Origin of the sequence: Vibrio sp. 10N.222.55.B11, assembly GCF_041473705.1 — a bacterium.
Classification (GTDB): domain Bacteria; phylum Pseudomonadota; class Gammaproteobacteria; order Enterobacterales; family Vibrionaceae; genus Vibrio; species Vibrio crassostreae_C.
In genome coordinates this window covers 16141-37062 of the sequence record NZ_JBFRST010000039.1, presented here as the reverse complement: position 1 = coordinate 37062, position 20922 = coordinate 16141, and the positions used below count along the sequence as shown (strand labels likewise).

14 protein-coding genes are annotated in these 20922 nt (G+C 45.3%); 8 read left to right on the top strand and 6 right to left on the bottom strand.

Annotated elements, in window-relative coordinates; all coding sequences use genetic code 11:
* Positions 1-148: 148 nt before the first annotated feature.
* Entirely contained in the window at positions 149-934 is a 786-nt protein-coding gene (locus AB4503_RS14135) for a TetR/AcrR family transcriptional regulator (protein WP_004741595.1), read from the bottom strand.
* A 545-nt stretch (positions 935-1479) separates the two neighbouring features.
* Here AB4503_RS14135 and AB4503_RS14130 point away from each other — a divergent pair.
* Both AB4503_RS14130 and AB4503_RS14125 read left to right on the top strand, forming a co-directional pair.
* Positions 1480-2259: a hypothetical protein gene (locus AB4503_RS14130; RefSeq protein WP_372115151.1), complete on the top strand. Its 780-nt coding sequence runs from the start codon at positions 1480-1482 to the stop codon at positions 2257-2259.
* Positions 2180-2947 (top strand): hypothetical protein, encoded by a 768-nt coding sequence (locus AB4503_RS14125; protein ID WP_171732213.1) that lies wholly within the window; start codon positions 2180-2182, stop codon positions 2945-2947. Before AB4503_RS14130 ends, AB4503_RS14125 begins: the two co-directional genes overlap by 80 nt.
* 155 nt (positions 2948-3102) lie before the next feature.
* On the opposite strand, the gene AB4503_RS14120 is transcribed toward AB4503_RS14125, so the two are convergent.
* From AB4503_RS14120 to AB4503_RS14110, 3 genes are all read right to left on the bottom strand, one after another.
* The gene (locus AB4503_RS14120; protein ID WP_017065440.1) at positions 3103-3597 is read right to left on the bottom strand and encodes an outer membrane beta-barrel protein; all 495 of its coding nucleotides are present in this window, start codon (positions 3595-3597) and stop codon (positions 3103-3105) included.
* 143 nt (positions 3598-3740) lie between these two features.
* On the bottom strand, positions 3741-7784 hold the full coding sequence (hrpA, locus tag AB4503_RS14115) for an ATP-dependent RNA helicase HrpA (protein ID WP_372115149.1): 4044 nt from the start codon (positions 7782-7784) through the stop codon (positions 3741-3743).
* Positions 7785-7982: 198 nt separating this feature from the next.
* Complete coding sequence (locus tag AB4503_RS14110) at positions 7983-9311, bottom strand: MipA/OmpV family protein (protein ID WP_017070881.1); 1329 nt, start codon at positions 9309-9311, stop codon at positions 7983-7985.
* Positions 9312-9391: 80 nt separating this feature from the next.
* On the opposite strand from AB4503_RS14110, the gene AB4503_RS14105 reads away from it, so the two are divergent.
* From AB4503_RS14105 to AB4503_RS14095, 3 genes are all read left to right on the top strand, one after another.
* Positions 9392-9844: a hypothetical protein gene (locus AB4503_RS14105; RefSeq protein WP_102428589.1), complete on the top strand. Its 453-nt coding sequence runs from the start codon at positions 9392-9394 to the stop codon at positions 9842-9844.
* A gap of 101 nt (positions 9845-9945) precedes the next feature.
* Complete coding sequence (locus AB4503_RS14100) at positions 9946-11973, top strand: alkaline phosphatase family protein (protein WP_372051705.1); 2028 nt, start codon at positions 9946-9948, stop codon at positions 11971-11973.
* A gap of 171 nt (positions 11974-12144) precedes the next feature.
* On the top strand, positions 12145-12594 hold the full coding sequence (locus tag AB4503_RS14095; protein ID WP_017060439.1) for a TerB family tellurite resistance protein: 450 nt from the start codon (positions 12145-12147) through the stop codon (positions 12592-12594).
* Positions 12595-12716: 122 nt separating this feature from the next.
* On the opposite strand, the gene AB4503_RS14090 is transcribed toward AB4503_RS14095, so the two are convergent.
* A complete protein-coding gene (locus tag AB4503_RS14090; protein ID WP_017060438.1) occupies positions 12717-13247 on the bottom strand; it encodes a 3'-5' exonuclease in 531 nt (176 codons plus the stop codon).
* Positions 13248-13334: 87 nt separating this feature from the next.
* Positions 13335-14873, bottom strand: a complete 1539-nt coding sequence (locus AB4503_RS14085; protein ID WP_017060437.1) for a sensor domain-containing diguanylate cyclase — start codon at positions 14871-14873, stop codon at positions 13335-13337.
* Between the two features lie 350 nt (positions 14874-15223).
* Between AB4503_RS14085 and AB4503_RS14080 the strand changes: the two genes are divergently transcribed.
* From AB4503_RS14080 to AB4503_RS14070, 3 genes are all read left to right on the top strand, one after another.
* A complete protein-coding gene (locus AB4503_RS14080; RefSeq protein ID WP_017060436.1) occupies positions 15224-15856 on the top strand; it encodes a DUF2760 domain-containing protein in 633 nt (210 codons plus the stop codon).
* Positions 15856-17814, top strand: a complete 1959-nt coding sequence (locus AB4503_RS14075; protein ID WP_017065433.1) for an Hsp70 family protein — start codon at positions 15856-15858, stop codon at positions 17812-17814. Before AB4503_RS14080 ends, AB4503_RS14075 begins: the two co-directional genes overlap by 1 nt.
* A gap of 153 nt (positions 17815-17967) precedes the next feature.
* Positions 17968-20808, top strand: coding sequence for an Hsp70 family protein (locus AB4503_RS14070; RefSeq protein WP_372115147.1), 2841 nt, complete (start codon positions 17968-17970; stop codon positions 20806-20808).
* Positions 20809-20922 lie beyond the last annotated feature (114 nt).

Genomic DNA, 20922 nt, shown 5'->3' with positions numbered 1-20922 from the left:
GTCATAAAAAGCCAGCCGAAGCTGACAAAAGACACAATGCTTAGTCAAACACTCAAGAAAACAGCAACCACAGTCGGTCAGTCTCAAGTTTGTGACGAATCGTCAAAAATGGTTATTAATAAACCCACATGTGTGGGCTTAACGGAAGCTATCGACCTACAGACTCTAAGTAAGCGATCTCTTCACTGAACAGTTCTTGTTCTACACGACGCCAAGTTTTGCGGTAATCCCAGTCACTAGAAAGGGGCTGCCAATTTAGGCCGTCTAGAATCATGTTCGCGTTGTGTAATACTGAATACGGGTCTTGTAACCGCTTAATACAATGACTGTTTGATGCGTTCTGTGACAAGGCATTTGAACCAAATGCGATTGACCAGTTAGCAAAAACGATGGCATCTGAGCCAACGCCAGAAGAGAACTTTAGGTCACCCGCTTCTACCGCTTGGTTAACCATAGAGTCGCATTGTTCAATCACCAACTCTTCCAGTTCATTCATCTCGGCGACGCGTGCACTAGACGCTTTCTCTAGTACCCACGGGCTTTTAGCCATGATCGCACAGGTTGATAGTACCGGTTCCATGCGAGCATAGATTCGGTAAGCAACGTGCAATGCGACGATCTTTTCACGTGTGTTGCCTTCAAACTCTCCAGAGCGAGCAAACATCATTGCTTCTGTCTTGAGAGAGTGAATACATAACGCTAAAACGACGTCTTCTTTGCTGCAAAAGTGATTGTATATCGTACCTTTAGAATAAGAGCTCGCTGCCGTTAGCTTGTCCATCGTGAGGTTTCCGAACCCTTGTTCTCGAACCAGATCTTTTGCTAACAACATCAACTCTACTTCTCGGTCTGCAATAGACTGCTGCTTTTTAGACAACACGCCTTTGCAACCAAAGATACCTTGTTTATCGCCTTTACAACCAAAGCCAAACATAATTTTTTAGTCCGTATATGAGCTTAGCCGTTATCTAAGCTTCGCCAGTATTTAAAACACTCCTATCCAATATATTAACACGAATAGTAAATTCATGTAGTTAACCATTTTGTGACGCTTCGTCATTTTTGACTTATCGTCATAATAGCGCAAGTATTGATCATATCAAGGGGTTTTATAAATTAAATACACTTTGTGAATGGAAAGAGAATAAATGGGATATAGCTAAGAAAATCATCAATAGTTGACCTAAAGAGAAGACTTTAAAAAAAGACCTGTATTGTGACCAACAGAATGTGGACGCGAATTGGGCATTCTTAACCTAACAAAGAATGTAGGCACTTTAAGCTGCTATGCGTATTCATGCCCAATGATTCCTAGCTTAAACCACAAAAATGAATGACTGTAGGCTTACTTTATGGGGCAGACGTCTCCTTATGGTCAATATTTGGCTTACTAATGCCGTTTTCTGTTAAGTTGCTATAAATTCGGTAAGGGGTGACTTACAATAGTGACAACGACTTACCTTTTTTGAGAACACGATATTGAGCGCCAAATATTCTTATTTAGCTTGGCAAGTGAATACTTCTAGCCCTGCAGAAAAGCTGGTTTTATTGATGCTTGCAGACGGTGCTGACGAATTCGGCTACACCAATGTGTGCCTACAAACAGCAGGTCAACTTTGTGCTCTCTCGACGTTCGGTTTAGCCGATTGCCTTAAGTGTCTAGTCGACCAAGGTTTCCTCGATAAAGTAAAAGTAGATTATCGAGACAAGAAAGAGATACACGTGTTCAAAATGCTCATTGAGCAAGAGCAAGCTGCGGTTCAAGTTGAAACTCAACCGGTCAATAGTATTCCGGTTTACTCTACTGCAGCTGCACCTGCACCTGCACCTGCACCCAAGTTTCAGCCTGCTCCGGCACCAATGCAAAACACGCAATATGCTCCTCGCCCACAAGGCCGAGGCTCAATGAACAGCAACACCGTTTCTACTCATGATCTCAACGAAGAAGAGATCCCATCATGGGCAGAACGTGCGTTTAAATTCTCCGGCTTGGCCGGTGACCATAGTTTAGTATGGAAGAAATTTGTCCTTTGGTATAAAGCCAAAGCTAATGAATTAATGCCACTATCTCGGATTGAATCCAAGCTGCAGTACTGGCTAGTTAACGAGAAGCAAAATGAAAGACAACAACAGCAGAAGACCGCTCAATATTCAGGAAATGCAGGACAAGCTCAAGGAAATGGGTATAGACAAAAGCTTAGCCCATCTGAACGCTTCAGGCAGCAGCTCATTCAAAAAGGCAAAAAGCCAACCTTCTGAGCCTGTTGTATCTGACGTTCCTGCACGATCTGAAATAATTGAAGCAAAAAGCACTGAAGTTAATGTAGCGACACCTAACGCTACCGACGCAGGCTCGTCTCAAAAAGTGCCTGTTGTCGATCAAGATCCGGCAGAGTTAGAGCTGACTGATTGGTGTATCCATGTGTTTGGTTCTTTCTTAAGCGTGTACGAAACACAATGGGAATACCAATACGGTAGCGAGCCGAGCGGTAAGTTTATTGAATTTGCTAACTCAGTCGATTCAGACGGCCTTAACCGCGTGCTAATGCACTGTCATGAACGTATTCAACTTGGCAACAGTTGGCCGCCGCAAATGGGTGAGCTTTGGATCCTGAAAGATTCTTTGACTGAAGAAGAGTTGTTGGATAGCCGTATTCGAGTGTTGTCACGCTCTGCAGATAATAAGATTGAGCAATGGTTAATCCAGAATAAACTGTACGATTTAAAGCGCACGGCTGAAAACAAACTCGATGGCCTGTTCAAGAAGTATTACTTGGAAGCGAAACGTTTAGATGAGAAAGGCATGCTTGAAACTGAGTTACCAGAATTCCTTCTTGCCGCTAACTCTGTAAAGAACCTGAACGATTTAAAACGTGAAGAGTACGAAAGTAAACACGGTAAATCGATTAACCCAAGAATTCAGCGTATTCTGAACAGTAAAAAATAACCATCCGCTTGCTATCTGTTATAAGAAAACAGAGTAGCGATTACACGGTTAACAGATACAAAAATGCCAGCTATCAAGCTGGCATTTTTTACGAATTCTTACGAACTCTACAAATATCCGTGACCAACGGTACGTCTGTCACTGACTGCAAGTAATTACAGTAGGTGGATAGTTGCGTTTAGCGTGAATACGCCAGAGTCGTCATCTTTCATTTTGAAGTTTTGGTAGCTAGCGCCTACAGATAGTGGACCAAAGATGAAGTATTCAGCGCCTACACCGTACATGATATCAACATCGTCTTGCTTGAAGCCATCAGCTTTAAGCTCGTAAGAGTGAAGACCACCCTTCGCGTATACGTGAAGAGGACCAAAATCGATGCTTGGTTTAATCGCTAGGTAAGCAGTGCTTGCGTCTAAATTCTTAAGATCGCGGTTGCCGTAATTAACGCTGCCGAAAGAACCTAGATCCCAGTAACCCGCTTCAACACCGATTAGTGGAAGGATACCTGTACCTACGTGGATGCCCACCGCGTTTTCATCTTCACCAGCGAATGAGTTTTGACCACCCATTACACCGCCGTACAACCAAGAATCAGCCATTGCTGTTGAAGATGCACCTAGTAGTGCTAGTGCCAATAACGTTTTTTTCATATTCGACCTTTTTCGTCCTAGTGGCAGGCCTTGAGTGGTAATAAATTGCCACCAAGTCGCCCTGTATGTAATAACTATTCAATTAGTAATGCAATAAGCAAGATTTATACCCAAACCTTGCCATTGCGTCTAGCTTTATTCCTTTAGCAAGCATCAATCGCGTTTTTAACACGCTTATCTGATACTGGGTAAGGCGTACCGAGCTGCTGTGCGAAGAAGCTTACACGAAGCTCTTCTATCATCCAACGCACCTCTTTTACATTTTCTGGAACCGCGATCCCTTTTGGAATTTTATTCAGCAGTTCTTTGTAATCATTCATTACTGACTCAACTTTGATCATGTGAAGACGATCTTTGTTCGGGTCAATTGGCAGTTTTTCCATGCGGCGTTCAATCGCTCTCATATAGCGTAGAATATCCGGCAAGCGTTTCCACCCACATTCTGTGGCAAAACCCTTAAAAATCAAACCTTCTACTTGAGCTTTTATGTCAGAAAGTGCGAATGCCATAGAAAGATCCACGCGTCCTTTCAGCTTTTTACTGATGCTGAATGCCGTGGTTAGGATGGTTTCAACCTGTTGAGCAATCTCTACTACGGTATCACCCAGCTCTGCACGTACGTGTTCTTTCAGAGCTTCAAACTGCTCTGGTTCCCAAACCAAACCGCCCTTCTCTTCAATCAGCTTATCAATACCACAAGCGATACAGTCATCGATAAGATCGAGTACCTGTCCGTATGGGTTGAAGTACAAGCCAAGTTTCGATTTGTTCGGCAGGTTCGAGTGCAAGTATTTGATCGGTGATGGCACGTTCAACAAGATTAAACGACGCTGACCCGATTTCATTGCCGAGATTTGCTCTTGCTCGGTTTCGAACAGTTTGATCTCTACGCTGTCTTTGGTATCCACCAGCGCAGGGAAGGCTTTAACATCGTAGCCACCACGTTTCTGTTGGTAGACTTTTGGTAATTCACCAAAGCTCCACGTGTGCAGGTTCTGCTGCTCGATATCGTCGTCTGCCACTTTAGAAAGCGTCTCTTGAACCTTGTCTTTCAGGCTCTCTTTCAACTCATGCAGATCTTTCTGTTCTTTCAGCTTACGCTTGCGATGATCTACAGCGCGGAATGTTACCTTTAAGTGCTCTGGAATCTGGTCTAACTTCCAGTCATCACGTACCACTTCCACACCCGTCATGCGGCGTAGCTCTTTCTCAAGAGAATCCAGTAACGGTGCTTCAAGCGGTGTCACACGTGCCAAGAACGCATCTGCGTAGTTTGGCGCAGGTACAAAGTTACGGCGTAGCGTTTTTGGTAGTGACTTAATTAGGCTAATCACCAGTTCCTGACGCAGGCCTGGGATCTGCCAATCAAAACCGTTTTGGTCAATTTGGTTCAAGATAGGCAGCGGAATGTGTACCGTTACACCATCGTTGTCGTCACCTGGTTCAAATTGGTAGCTCAGTTTCAACTTAATACCGTTTTGGTGCCAGAAGTTCGGATAATCCAAATCAGTAACGTGGCTAGCATCGCCTCGGAACAGCATCGACTTTTCAAAGTTAAGCAGCTCAGGAGTTTTCTGACTGGTCTTCTTCCACCACGTATCAAAATGACGGCCTGACACTGCCTCTTCGCCAACACGTTGATCATAGAAGTCGAACAGTTCATCATCATCGATCAAGATGTCGCGACGACGCGATTTATGCTCAAGCTCTTCCACTTCTTGCAGGAGCTTGCGGTTCTGTTTGAAGAACGTATGTTTGGTTTCCCACTCACCTTCAACCAATGCACTGCGTACAAACAATTCACGGCTGACAGTGGCATCAATCGCACCGTAGTTAACTAAGCGTTTTGGAATGATTGGGATTCCGTAAAGCATCACTTTTTCGTGTGCCATTACTGCCGCTTGCTTCTTCGACCAATGTGGTTCGCTGTAACTACGTTTAATCAGGTGTTTCGCTAGCGGTTCAATCCATTCCGGTTGAATCTTCGCGATAACACGACCCCATAGTTTTGAGGTTTCCACCAGCTCAGCAGACATGATCCACTTAGGCTGCTTCTTGAATAAGCCAGACGCAGGGAAGATATGGAAGCGTGCGTTACGAGCACCTTGATATTCATTCTTCTCTTGGTCTTTCATACCGATGTGCGAAAGCAGACCTGATAGCAGTGACATGTGAATGCCATCGTAGCTGCCCGGTTCTGTATTCAACTTAGTATCCAGTTCACGCATTGCTTGGTGAATTTGGAAGTACACATCTTGCCATTCACGGATACGTAAATAGTTGAGGTAATCTTGCTTACACTGTTTGCGGAACTGGTTACTCGACAATGCTTTTTGCTGCTGCTTGATGTAATCCCATAAGTTCACAAACGTGATGAAGTCAGACTCTTTATCGCAGAAACGCTTGTGCTTGTCATCAGACGATTGTTGCTTATCTGATGGACGCTCACGCGGATCTTGAATCGACAACGCAGACGCGATCACCATCACTTCGTGTAGGCATCGGTTACGTGGCGCTTCAATTACCATACGCGCTAAACGTGGATCGATAGGCAGTTTTGCCAGCTTACGACCAATCGCGGTTAGCTTCTTCTTGTCGTCGCCGTGGTTCTTGTTTTTGTTCGCTGACGGTTCAACGGTGGCGATCGCACCAAGCTCTTCAAGCAGCCTTACACCATCTTGAATGTTGCGCTTATCGGGCGCTTCAACAAATGGGAACGCTTGAATGTCGCCTAGACCAAGCGCTGTCATCTGAAGAATTACAGACGCTAGGTTAGTACGAAGGATTTCTGGGTCAGTAAACTCTGGGCGTGATTCGAAATCTTCCTCTGAGTACAGACGAATACAGATACCTTCCGCAACACGACCACAACGACCTTTACGCTGGTTAGCACTCGCTTGAGATACTGGTTCAATCGGTAGGCGTTGTACTTTAGTTCGGTAGCTGTAGCGGCTAATACGCGCCGTACCCGGGTCGATAACATACTTGATGCCCGGAACGGTTAACGAGGTTTCTGCCACGTTGGTTGCCAGAACGATGCGTCGACCAGTATGAGACTGGAAGATACGGTTCTGCTCACCCGCCGATAGACGCGCGTAAAGCGGGACAATTTCGGTATCACGAAGGTTGCGTTTACTTAATGCATCTGCGGTATCACGAATTTCTCGCTCACCGTTCATGAAGATCAAGATATCGCCAAGGCCTTCATCACACAGCTCATCAACGGCTTCAAAGATGCCTTCGATTTGGTCGCGGTCTGAATCACTTTCATCACCACCTAATGGGCGGTAACGCGTATCAACTGGGTAAGTACGACCAGACACTTCAATGATCGGTGCATTGTTAAAGTGCTTAGAGAAACGCTCTGGATCGATAGTTGCCGACGTGATGATCACTTTCAGATCAGGACGCTTTGGCAGTAACTCTTTCAGGTAACCCATGATGAAATCGATGTTCAGGCTACGTTCGTGCGCTTCATCGATAATGATGGTGTCGTACTGATTTAAGAAACGGTCGTGTTGAATCTCCGCCAGTAGAATACCGTCGGTCATCAGTTTGATTTGGGTATTGTCAGAAATCTGGTCGTTGAATCGAACCTTATAACCAACGAACTCACCCAGCTGTGTTTCCATCTCTTCAGCAATACGGTTCGCAACCGAACGCGCCGCAAGACGACGGGGCTGAGTGTGACCAATTAAGCCAAAGCGGCCGCGGCCAAGCTCAGAACAGATTTTTGGTAGCTGAGTGGTTTTACCCGAACCCGTTTCACCCGCCACGATAACCACTTGGTTTTCAGCGATGGCTTTCGCGATGTCTTCGCGCTTTTGGCTAACCGGGAGAATTTCTGGGTATTCAATCGTTGGTTTCTGTGCCGCACGCTGAGTTGCCGTCATCATCGACTTAGCAATGTCTAACGCAATCTCATCAAAGACAGCGTGCTTAGCTTGTTCGTTCTTAATTTTGCTCGCACCAGCAATTCGCTTACTCAAACGGAAGCGATCGCGTATCATACATTCGTTGAGCGCTTTACGAAGAGAGGCTGGGCTATTCTGAGATGATTTGTTGTTTGTCGCTGATTGTTCAGCAGATTTTTTCGATGCAGCTTGGTTTGGTTTCGCTTTGCTCTGTGAAGAACTTGGCTGTGCTGCATTCTTGTTGTTATCTGCTTTTTCCGGAGACGAAGTCAAAGCGTGTCCTATTCTTGTACTTATTAAACTCGCGCGATTATATCACAAGTCTCAAACAAAAAAGCCTGACAGCAAAGGGAAAACCTTTAGCTATCAGGCTGATTAATCTCGCTAACACTCGCAGGAGCTATGAAAGCGCGGTCAAATGTAATTCGTACTTAGTCAACTCTGGTTTAAAGCTAACGTTAAAAACTGCGCTTAAAACTCATATTGGAAGTAAACCGTGTTGTAGTTACTACCGCCTTTGATACGACCATACTGAGAGGATTTTTCAAAGATTGCAGAACGGTGATGCAATGAATAACCGAACCATAAGTTGTTCAAGTCATTCTTACCAATCAAGTCGCCAACGTTGACATCGAATGAGAAGTCTAAGTAGTTCAATAGATGGCTTGCGGTGTAACCTTTACGGTCCATCTCAGAGCCTTCGATATAGGTAATCGAATCGATGTAAGACATACCTTCTGCCACACCAACACGCCACTGAGTTGGCCAATCAAAGGTGTAGTACGCCTTGATTGCGATAATGTATTCGGTGCTGCTCGATTGAACGTCTGAACTCCAGTGGTGCGCAATACCTGGGGTTAAATAGATATCCAGTGGCAAACCGAAGATCTCATCGGTTAACGGGTGTCCATAGAAGAACGAGGTCAACTGGTTGTTGTATTCGTCTTTCTCTCGATTGAACTTCATGATGTCGCCAATATTGGATGGCGTTCCCCAGCCGTGTGCGACACGTAAGTACGGCGCATTGCTCAGTTTAGGTTTTGGCGCTTTCTCTTTGTCGTTAAAGAAACCAAAGCCAAGGTACAATTCCCCCTGATAACGGTCTTCAACAATCGAAGAATCGTAAGCGTTATCGTCCAATCGAGTCACACTGGTTGAACCCAATAAGTACAAGTTAGAAACCACATGGTAACGCGTTTCAACACCAACATTTAAGTCAACACCAGCACCAATGGTTTCATTAGATGCGGAGTAATACTCACTGTTGAAATCAGCACTTTTATAACGCAGCGTCGCGCTCGGGTAAAACTCCCAATCTCCAGTTTCATACTTGGCTTTAGCTCGTAAGTTACCGTGGAAGTTGTATTCACTGTCGCTCATTAACTCCGTCTCGACAGACCAAGAATCATCAAGTTGGTAGGTCAGTTGAGCACCAAAGTCCGCCGTATCGCCTTCAATCGCGTTCTGCTCAGATGCAGGAATATCAATAAAGCGCATGCGAGAGATAGCATTGAAAGACCACTTCTCATCGTCAGTTTGATAGAGGTATGCCCCCATCTCAGTACCGTCAATAAACACATAATCGTTCTTGAAAAACAGCATCGGTACGAATGAGCTAACCGATTGGTCGCCACCAGACGTGTCATAAGGGATGCTTGCTGTACGGAACATTGCAGCGATGCCCCACTCTTGCTCTTCAGCGGCCCACGCATTAGCACTTACGAAAATGCCACTTAGGAAAGCGCTACCTAGTAAAACCAATCCAGATGAAGGAAGAGTCGGTAAATATTTGAGCTTCATTCTTGTGTAATTACTCTTTGAAAAAATATTGTGTTACTGATTAGACATTTATTAACCATGACGGCTAACTATTTTTAGGTTTGCTCGGCATTGACCGTTACAATGTAGAATATTCTCGGTTAAATGAAAGTATTGTGAAAGTCTCCGAATTACAAAACATTATAGATCACTTACCCAAAGATTCCGATCCAGATATTGTTATGGGTGAGGCGTGGTTGCCTGAGCGTTTGGTGGATACCAACCTAGACGGTGACATGCTATTTCTTGAATTCGATAATGCCCCTGAAGACAATCAAGGGGATGAAGAAGGCCGTGGCTTTGTTGAGCACGAGATTGCTATGATTCGAGAAAAGCTCGAACTGTTATTAGACGAGCCTTCCGATACCAAGACCAAAGCCGATGCCCTATTGGCAATATTTCTAATGGGCCATGAACTTTCTAGCTCAGAAGTTATCGAAGTTCTTGAATCAACAGAATCTGAAACGACAGAGCCTGAGATTGCAGAGCATAATCAACAGAATCTGACTCAGTAGAATTTGAAGCATCAACGCTTGGAACCACAAAGCCAGACACGAACAAGCTCGAAACAAAAGAACACCACGACGACTAGCCACCAACGATTTTAGGTACCGTATTGAAACCCTCTACGACATCATCTCTTCCCCTGTTACTCGCCGGACCCATTTTAAGAAAAACCACCGCGACTGAAGTGGTACTTTGGTTAGCCACCAGCTCGCCTCTTACAGGCAGAGCCGAGCTTCATACTCAAGAAATAGACGATTCTGAAGCAGCACAAGACCAGCCGTTTTATACCTCATCGCTTGAAGAACATGATTCGATTCAAATCGGTACACATGCGTGGATAACGCTAATTCGCTTACAAGGTGAGTTTCCGACTAATACGCTGCTTGAATATGACATTCACACAGAGTCAGGTTCACTAAAAGAGCTCGCCCCTCACCTTGTTTACAACGGTAAATCTCGCGTTGAGTTTAAGATATCGACCTCAGCTGATTACATTCTTCATGGCTCTTGCCGCAACCCGCATCATCCAAGCAAAGACAGCCTAGTTGCAGCCGATAACAAGATGGCCGATCAAACCGTCGCTGAAAGACCCGACATGCTGATGATGAGCGGCGATCAGATCTACGCCGACCATGTGGCAGGCCCAACACTTGATGCTATTCAACAAGTGATTCACCTGCTTGGCCTTGTAGGCGAAAGCTTACCGACTGACTCGCAAATTAAACAAATCAACAACAGTGACGCTCTGTATAACAGTGAATACCACTTATACCAGCGTCATCACTATTTGCCGCACCACACAGCTTCAGAATCGATGATCGATAAGTTATTCCCGAACCGTGGCGTGCCGATTTTTAGCTCTACCGATTGTGAAAACCACTTGGTCACGCTGTCTGAGTTTATCGCGATGTACTTATTGGTTTGGTCTCCGACACTGTGGCAATGCGTCAATCGAGAGCGTTTAATTGAGAATAACTTCACTCAAGGTGGACGCCAATTAACACCGACTGAGCAGCAACAATGGCGTGATGAAAGCGTCATCATGGATGATTTCATTGCTGGCTTACCGCAAGTGCAACGTCTGTTCGCGCATATTCCAACGTACATGATCTTCGATGATCACGATGTGACGGATGATTGGAACCTTACCGTGGGTTGGGAGCATGCCGTCGACCAAAACCAGTTCGCGACCCAAGTCATTGGTAACGGCCTTGCGGCTTACTGGATGTGTCAAGGTTGGGGTAACAAACCGGAGAGCTTCGATGAAACGTTTATCGAGCAAGCAAAACAGCTTTTTGTCGCTCAACCGCTCATTACTAAACAACCGCGCATTAGTAAACAAACTCATAATGAAGCCGGCAATGCAGCGACTACTCACTCTATTGGCAACATCGAGCCAGACAAGCATCAAGCCTTTATTGAGATGCTGAGTCGCTTTGAAGAGTGGCATTACACAATAGATACCTCACCCAAAGTCATTGTGTTGGATACTCGTACGCGTCGTTGGCGTTCAGAGTCACGCATGAACAAGCCTTCAGGTTTAATGGACTGGGAAGCCTTGATTGAGTTTCAACATCAGTTAATGAATCAAGATAAAGTGGTGATCGTTTCTGCTGCACCGATGTTTGGCGTGAAGTTTATTGAAACACTGCAAAAGATGGCGACCACAATCGGCAAGCCATTAGTGATTGACGCTGAAAACTGGATGGCACATCCGGGCAGTGCTAATACGCTGATCAGCATCTTTACCCATACCAAAACACCGACCAACTTCGTGGTACTTTCTGGCGATGTTCACTACTCCTTCGCTTATGACATCAAGCTTAGGTATCGTCGCAACAGCCCGAACATCTATCAAATCACCTGCAGTGGTATTAAAAATCAGTTCCCTGCTCCGCTGCTTAAATTCTGCGATGTATGGGACCGCCTGTTATACAGCCCTCGCTCAGTTTTGAACTACTTCACTAAGCGTAAACGCTTGAAGATCGAAAAGCGAAGCCCTGACAATCAGACCTTCTATCGCCTTTCAAACCGCAGTGCGATTGGAGAATTGAGGCTAGACACTGATGGGAAACCGCAATCGATCACGACACTCAGTGGCGACGGTAAAATTACCCGTTTCCCAGAGCCCGATTGATAAAATGCTCCTTATCGCTCGCGTATCCGTAATGTCAGTTTTTAGTAAAGACGCTTGCGATCACACTCTGTAGACCCAATAGTTATGCTTATGCTTATGCTTATGCTTATGGTTATAGTTGATAGCTATCAGCGTTACGGAACTCGATACAAATTTTAACTGGAGCTCGTTATGTTCAATTCTCTCACATCAATGTTTAAACAATTGATTGAAGGCCAGGACCTAAGCAAAAACCAAGGCACATCACCTAATATCGCCATCGCGAGTTTGTTGTGTGAAGTCGCGGGTGCCGACCATCAGATCAATGAATCAGAAAGAGTCGCTAAGCTACAGCTTCTGCAGCGTTTGCTGGATTTAGATGAAGAACAAGCAAAGGTACTGCTCGCGCAAGCAGAGCCGAAAGTAGAGCAATCAGTATCGCTGTATGACTTTACATCGCAACTCAGAGACCTATCTCAGCCAGTGCGAATCGACTTAATCAAAGCGATGTGGGAAGTAGCGCATGCCGACGGGGAAATTGACCCTATCGAAGATTCTGTGATCCGTAAAACAGCAGAACTGCTCTACGTCGACCACTGTGACTTCATCAAGAGTAAGTTAAGTGTTTTAGGCGAAAATTAGTGCCTGAAATAATGAATTGGAAACTGAAATAAATAAAAGCGACGGGTTAAGAAACCGGTCGCTTTTTTGAATCGGTAAACTGAAAGCTGACTAAACAGGGCTGAGAGGAGCTAAAAATTTAGCTACAACATAGTTAATGTGAGTTTCGCAAGATTATAAGCATCGACATAACCCGAGTGCTGACGACCTTCCCACTCAATATTTTTGGCTTCTTGAGCAGCGCGGTGACCAATGCGTTTGTCTTTCAAGCGATTCTGAACACGGTAAAGCGTTGCGATGTTTAAGAACTCGCTAAACGGAGGTTCAATGCCTTTCTCAATACACTCTTTGTGTAAGATAAGATCGTCGCGTCCCCACGCTGCATAGATTTTCTTTGGGCCACCGAAGTTCTTAATCATCGACTTGATAACAGACTCTAATGGGCGACCCTGCTTTTCGATTTTACGAGGGGTAATGCCCGTTAACTCGGCGCAAAATAGAGAGACTTCGTCTTTTTCGGGCTTAACGTAATATTGCGCGCGCTTCACGATGGTTCCAGATACAAGATCGATCTCAGCAAGACCAATTTCAATGATCTCCCCTGTTGTTCCCACACCGTCTTCGCTCCAACAGCACATTTCCAAATCGAAACACACCACTCGATTGTGATTCATACGTCGCCTAATTCTCTCGTCAAAAATTTCGTGAAATTGTACATGAGCCTAATAAAGAACTCGACCCCAGTTGTATCAAGTGCTCATTTAGCCTGCAATTGTCACTCGATTTCGGCCATTTGACTTACTTAGGTACAACATGCTGTCAGTTTTTTGAAGGAGCGCTTCAATGTCTTCATTAGTGCGGATGGTTGCCCCGATGCTTAGAGTGCAACTCAATAGCTGGCCAGAATGCTCGCAATGAGACTCACTCACCGTATCTAAAATACATTCTAAATAGCGAGACAATGAGTCATGTTCAGTGATGCTCGAAATGATACCGAACTCATCCCCTCCCATCCGGAATAGGTTGTCTCCAGACTTCAAGCTCACTGAGATAACCTTAATCACATGGATAAGTAACGCATCACCGGCTGGGTGCCCAAACTTATCATTGATCTCTTTAAACTTATCAACATCAAACACTATTAAGCTAAACGGCTTATCGCTTTGTATCGATTGACCAAGCATCTTATTAAAAGCTCGGCGATTATAAATTTCCGTTAAACTGTCATGATTGGCAAGAAAACGAAGTTCTTCTGTTCTTTCATCAATCATTCGATATAAGCGCTCTTTCTCTCGAATTTGCAGGTTCACAATATAAGCAAGCAGTAATGAGATAGTGGTACCAACTATGCCGATTCCCGCCAACACTAAGTAACCATTAAATGAAATACATGCATCTATCTTGAAGTCGATAATCCATTCACGGTTAGTTAATGTAATCGTCTTTGTAATGTGCTGCCCAGTTACCGCTTCATAACCATTGGTTTCGAACATTATCGGGGCATCTTCAGCTTCAAATCCGCTATCGGTAACACGCACATAAACGTCCATATCGCCGACAGTAGATGCCAGAAGTTTCTCAAAATAATATGTGGTACGAACAACACCAATCACAACCCCTAACAAATTGTCCGTTTGACCATCAAACACAGGGTGGTAGACCAACATTCCGCTCTTAGGTGTGTTGCTGTCTAAACCGTCTTGCAACAGACGAACTTTGTCTGAAATATTCGCTTCACGTGTTTTTTTAATGTTATCAATGACCAGATTAAACCGCTCACGAGAAGAGTAAAAACCCAAAACACCGTTGTTCACTGGATCATTCGGATAAATATCTGTCGCGATAAATACGGGCTCGCCATCCAAGACATAACCATAAGTTTTTGGCCCATGTTTAGGGATAGTAAACATTCTATAGGATGGGTATTGAGCTTTCATTTTGGCGGTGTGCGCGGCGATATCTTCTACCGCTACTTTTTGCATCCACTGCAATCCGATCAGGCTTTTCGAACCGTTAATCGTTTGCTGAGCAAAACGATCAAATCGATCCCGACTATCGACATCATTAGAATAGAAAAAATTTGCACCGGAACCGATATAAGCGACATCGTTATCAATAAACGCTTTTAAACTGAGCGTTTGATGCTGAGCAAAGCTATCCAGATTCTCATTCAAAGACCTATTTTGATTCGCCGCAACCAAAACAAAACACAACACCGTCATCAAAAATGTGGCAAAAAAGACAACTAACGGCAAAGTTCGTTTCTTCAACCCTGTTATAGGGTCGGTAGTGTGGGGCATACAGCTTCCCATATGATGTTATTTTGAGTCGAAAGTATACACTGCCGGAATGCTAGGCTCTATTTATCTTTGACTCTCACAATGGGATAAAACTAACACTATTTACAACCCATGGACATTTACGGCTAATAAACCAACAAATCTCGATTAACTTTTAAGCTAACTCACCAAAAAGCCAGTTTATTGAAAACATTAAATAAAGCCCTTAAGCCTTGAATATGCTAGTATCCACCCATATTTATAGCTTGAAAGTGACCATTTCGGCCTTATGCCACTGAGTTTCTTTCCAACCTGTATATTCCTTTAAACCGACGAATATACCGTTAAATCAATTTTAAAGAGAAATCACTATGATCGTTGATTTGAACCTAATCCCACAAACGTTTGATATGCTTCACGCAGGCCTAACTGCATCAAGCGTTTTACTACTGTTAATTGCCGTTTCTCGTAAAACCAAAGTGGTTGAGAAAGTCGTAGAAAAACCAGTAGAAAAGGTCGTTGAAGTTGAAAAGCCAGTTGAGAAAATTGTCGAAGTAGAGAAAGTAGTAGAAGTTGAACGTGTGATCGAAAAAGTAGTAGAAGTTGAATCTAAGCTTGCTACAGCACCAACAGACTCTGCAATGCAGCTACTGTCTATCATGCAGCAAGAAGCGCGCCTTATCGACTTCTTAAAAGAAGACCTAACGTCATTCTCTGATGAAGAAGTTGGCGCAGCAGCTCGTGTTATTCACACTGGCGGTCAAAAAGTATTGGCTGATTACGTAACGCTGTCTCACATCCGCACTGAAGATGAAGAAACACGTATCACTATTGCTGAAGGTTTCAACCCTCAAGAAATTCGCCTAACTGGCAACGTAACGGGTAATGCGCCATTCAACGGCACACTGGTTCACAAAGGTTGGAAAGCAACTGACATGAACCTGCCTAAGCTTGCTGAAAACTACGATGCATCTGTAATTGCACCGGCAGAGGTGGAGCTATAATGGAACACCAAAGTCATTCAGCTCAAGAGCCATCTTCTCAAGAGCAAAACCAGGCACCCAAGTTCAGTGTTGGTATCGATTTAGGTACTACACATTGCGTTTTGTCTTACATCGACACAAGCAATGAAGACGCTCGCGTTGAGGTGATGCAAATCCCTCAACTGACGGCGCCAGGTACAGTAGAAACTCGCAGCCAACTTGGCTCGTTCCTATACCAACCGCACGAACATGAAATGAATGCGGGATCTCGCGTTCTTCCTTGGTCTTCTGAGCCTAAAGCACTGGTTGGTGCTATTGCACGTAACCTTGGTTCGAAAACCCCTATCCGTTTGGTAGCAAGTGCAAAATCTTGGCTATGCCACGGTGGTGTTAACCGTCGCGATGCTTTCCTTCCTGCAGGCAGCCCTGAAGAAGTTGAAAAAGTATCTCCGCTTAAGACAACTGAATTGTACCTTGAGCATCTTAAAGACGCATGGAACCACGCAAACCCAGAACACAAACTAGCAGACCAAGATGTAACGATCACGGTTCCAGCTTCGTTTGATCCTGCGGCTCGTGACCTAACAGCAGAAGCTGCACGTAATGTTGGTTTCACTCACCTAACGCTTCTTGAAGAGCCACAAGCGGCTCTGTACAGCTGGATTGATAACAGCAACGACACATGGCGTGATGAAGTAAACGTTGGTGACATCGTTCTTGTTGTCGATATCGGTGGTGGTACAACCGACCTTTCGTTAGTTGAAGTAACACAAGATGACGGCAACCTAAGCCTGAACCGTATCGCAGTAGGTGAACATATCCTACTTGGCGGCGACAACATGGACTTAGCACTGGCTTACCGTCTGAAAATGAAACTGGCGCAAGAAGGCAAAGAACTGGCTCCTTGGCAGGTTCAAGCAATGACTCACGCATGTCGTGATGCGAAAGAAGCACTGCTTAACGATGCTGAACTGCAATCTGTGCCTATCGTTGTTCCAAGCCGTGGTTCTAAACTGCTTGGCGCAACACTGAAAACAGAACTGACTCAGCAAGAAGTTCAACAAACATTAGTGGACGGCTTCTTCCCTAAAGTTGCTGTAACTGAGCACCCTGTACAAAAGACGCGTGGCGCACTGACTCAAATGGGCCTGCCTTACGCTCAAGACGCAGGTATTACTCGTCACATTGCCGCATTCCTTTCTAAGCAAGCGAACGCGCTTTCTGGAAATAGCGAAACGGCTCAGCAAGATTTCAACCCGTTTGCAAACATGCCCGGTATGCCCGGTACGCAAGGGTCAGAAGCGCCAGCGGCAGACTTCATCAAGCCAACAGCAATCCTGTTCAATGGTGGTGTTCTAAAATCGAACCTACTTGCTGATCGTCTTTCAGATACGATCAACGAATGGTTGATCAATGCTGACGAAGAGTTCGCAAAACAGCTTTCAGGTTTAGATTTAGACCTAGCGGTTGCAAGTGGCGCTTCATACTACGGCGCAGTTCGTCGTGGCCAAGGCGTTCGTATCCGCGGTGGTATCGCTTCTTCTTACTACGTAGGAATTGAAAGCGCGATGCCAGCTATCCCAGGTATGGCTCCTCCGATGGAAGCTTTGTGTGTTGCACCATTTGGTATGGAAGAAGGTTCAAGCGTACAAGTACCTAGCCAAGAATTTGGTCTAGTGATTGGTCAGCCAGTACACTTCCAGTTCTTCGGTTCAACCATTCGTCGTGAAGATGAAGCGGGTACGCACCTTGATCACTGGGCGCCTGAAGAGCTTGATGAGCTTCCTGAAATCCAAGTGACATTGCCGGTTTCTGAAGGCCGTCGCGAAGGTGAAGTGGTTCCAGTGACTTTGGCTTCTCGCGTTACTGAGCTAGGCACCTTACACCTAGAAGCGATTGCTACTGACAACGGTCAGAAGTGGCACGTTGAGTTCGATGTTCGTGAAGACTCGAATAACGACTCAAACGAACAAGCATAATGAATCAACGGCACCTTAGCGGGTGCCGTTACTTTATCAATGCATTTCTCAATCTAGTCCTGCCTGTTTCTCAGGAATGACGTTTACGAATAACAACAATAAGACCAAAGCTATCAAAAAACTGGTCATCACTCTGGAAGAATAAGGTTTTGTATGGCAACTCCTCGTTTTTTAGTCGGCATTGACTTAGGTACAACCAATACGGTTGTCGCTTACTGTGAAATCAACGACGACCTACAACATGCTCCCGTTTCTCTTTTCGATATTGACCAACTCATCGGCCCCGGTGAAGTGGTTCGCAAGCCCCTACTTCCATCCTTTCGTTACCACCCAGCACAAGGTCAAATCTCCCCTTCTGACCTGACGATGCCGTGGGAACCAAGCCCCGTTGAAGGCGATATTAAGAACGTTATCGTCGGTGAATGGGCTCGTGAATTAGGCGCTAAGGTTGAAGGCCGCCAAGTATCGAGTGCTAAGAGTTGGCTATCACACCAAGCGGTTGATCGTAACTCCGACATTCTGCCTTGGGCTGGCGCAGCTGATGTCGATAAAGTCTCGCCAGTTGTGGCGAGTGCAAGCTACCTCAACCACATTCGCCAAGCATGGAACTACCGTAACCCGAGCAACAAGCTGGAAGACCAAGATGTTGTGGTTACCGTTCCTGCTTCCTTCGATGAGACAGCACGTAAGCTAACACTCGAAGCCGCAGAACTGGCGGGCTTAGGTAAGATTCTATTACTCGAAGAGCCGCAAGCCGTTTGTTATGACTGGTATGCCCGTCACCAACAAACCGCAGCAGATGAACTTCAACAAATCCCACTGATTCTAGTGTGTGATGTTGGAGGTGGTACCACCGATTTAAGCTTAATTGAAGCCAAATTCGATGCGAACAGCGACGGTAATAACGAGCTCGCACTCGACCGTATTGGTGTTGGTGAACACTTGATGCTCGGTGGTGACAACCTCGATTTAGCGCTTGCTCACCTCGCTGAGCAACGCTTCAATCAAAACAAAAAGCTCAATGCCTCTAGCCTAACCAAACTGATTCAACAGACTCGCGCCGCAAAAGAGAGCCTGCTTTCTGCCAATGCGCCCGATGATGTAAAGATCACCATGCTGGGCAGCGGTTCAAAACTGCTTGGCGGTACTAAGAGTATTGGTTTAACTAAACAAGAAGTCCATCAAATCGCATTGGAAGGTTTCTTCCCGCTTTCTGAGTTTACTGAAACACCCGACAAACGCCGCAGTGCTGTGGTTGAGTTTGGTCTGCCTTACGTGGCTGACCCTGCGGTGAGTAAGCACGTTGCCGAATTCCTAGCGACACATCAGCAAGTATCTAAAGCCGCATTGGAAAAGTCAGACTCTGTTGAGTTTGATGATACCAAACCTGCAATTCCAGTTGGCGTGCTGCTCAATGGTGGTGTGTTTAACAGTGAACTGGTAACAGAGCGAATTACTCAGCTACTTGGCAACTGGAACGGTTCTCCTATCACAGTGCTTGATAACCCTCATCCAGATTGGTCTGTTGCCCTTGGCGCGGTTGCCTTTGGTAAAGCACGCCGCGGTGCACAGCTGAAAATCGGTGGCGGTGCTGCCCGTTCTTACTTCTTGCATCTGCAAGAGAAAAACAAGATGGGTAAAGCGCTTTGTCTGCTTGCCAAAGGAACCGAAGAAGGCCAAGAGATACGCTTGAACAGCCGTCGTTTCTCGCTGACTTTAGGTGAGCCAGTACGATTTAATCTTCTGACTTCAACACACGATCAAATTGCTCATGACACCGCCATTCAAAACGGTGTGATGGTCAATGTGGATGCCGACTTGTTCTCCCCTCTTCCACCGTATATTTCTACACTGGAAGGTTCAGGTACTGCAGAGCTCCAAGCCAACCAAAAAGAGCGTGTTGAAGTACTGCTCGCTTGTCAGTTAACCGAAGTCGGCACATTGAAAATGGAGTGTGTGAGTATAGAAGATGACTCTAAGCGTTGGTTGCTCGAGTTTGAAGTAAGAAACAAGCAAGGCGATGAATCTGATACCTCCGCGCTTCACCCAAGATTGGAAGAGTGTAAGGAGTTGATTTCTCGTCTGTACAGCGGCAACAAGAAGAGTGCTGAATCGAAAGAGATCAAAACACTATCGAAAGATCTTGAGAAGCGACTAGGTAAACGCGATGAATGGGACTTCACGACCCTTCGTCATCTATTTGATACCTTCTCATTAGGTCGTAAACGTCGTCGTCGCTCAGAAGCACACGAGAAGAACTGGCTACGTTTGGCGGGATACTCGCTACGTCCTGGCTTTGGCGATCCGACTGACTCATGGCGTATCGAACAGATTTGGGGCCTTTACCAACAGAACATTCAGTTCAAGAACCACCAAGGCTGGACAGACTGGTGGGTATTCTGGCGTCGTGTCGCTGGTGGGCTAAACCAAGAGCAGCAAGAGAGTATCTTGGCTGACATCGCTAAATACCTTCACCCAGGTGCAATGAAGAACCCTAAGACAGCCAAAGATGCGCAAGATAATGGTTATGAAGCCATGGTCCGTTTAGCGGCGTCACTTGAGCAACTTGAGGTTGAAGACAAAGTGCTGCTGGCAAGTTGGTTCTTAAGCAAAGCGATCAACCATAACCAATTTGAACAGGCTCACTGGTGGGCGCTAGGACGATTAGCATCAAGAACGCCTTTGTATGGCAGCCAACACAGCGTAATTCCTAGAGAGCAAGCTGAACAGTGGTTACCAAAACTGCTTGAACAGAACTGGCAGAAAGAGCAGATGATCGCCTTCGCAGCGGTGATGATTTGTCGAAAAACCGGTGACCGTCAGTTTGATATCTCTGACGACTATCGCAATCAAGTGATTGAGAAGCTTAAGCAAAGCAAGGTACCTGACTCATGGTTAACACTAGTGAGTGAAGTGACTGAGCTTTCTGAGAGTGAATCTAAGCGTGTGTTTGGTGATGCGTTACCAAGCGGATTAAGCCTAATCAATAACTAGGTTTGAAAACGATTAGCTTTCGTTGCTAATGGTAAAGAAGCTAGCAAGAAAAGAAAAAGCCACTTTCGATTCGTTGAAAGTGGCTTTTTTATTGGTGGCTTAAGGCTGGTATGT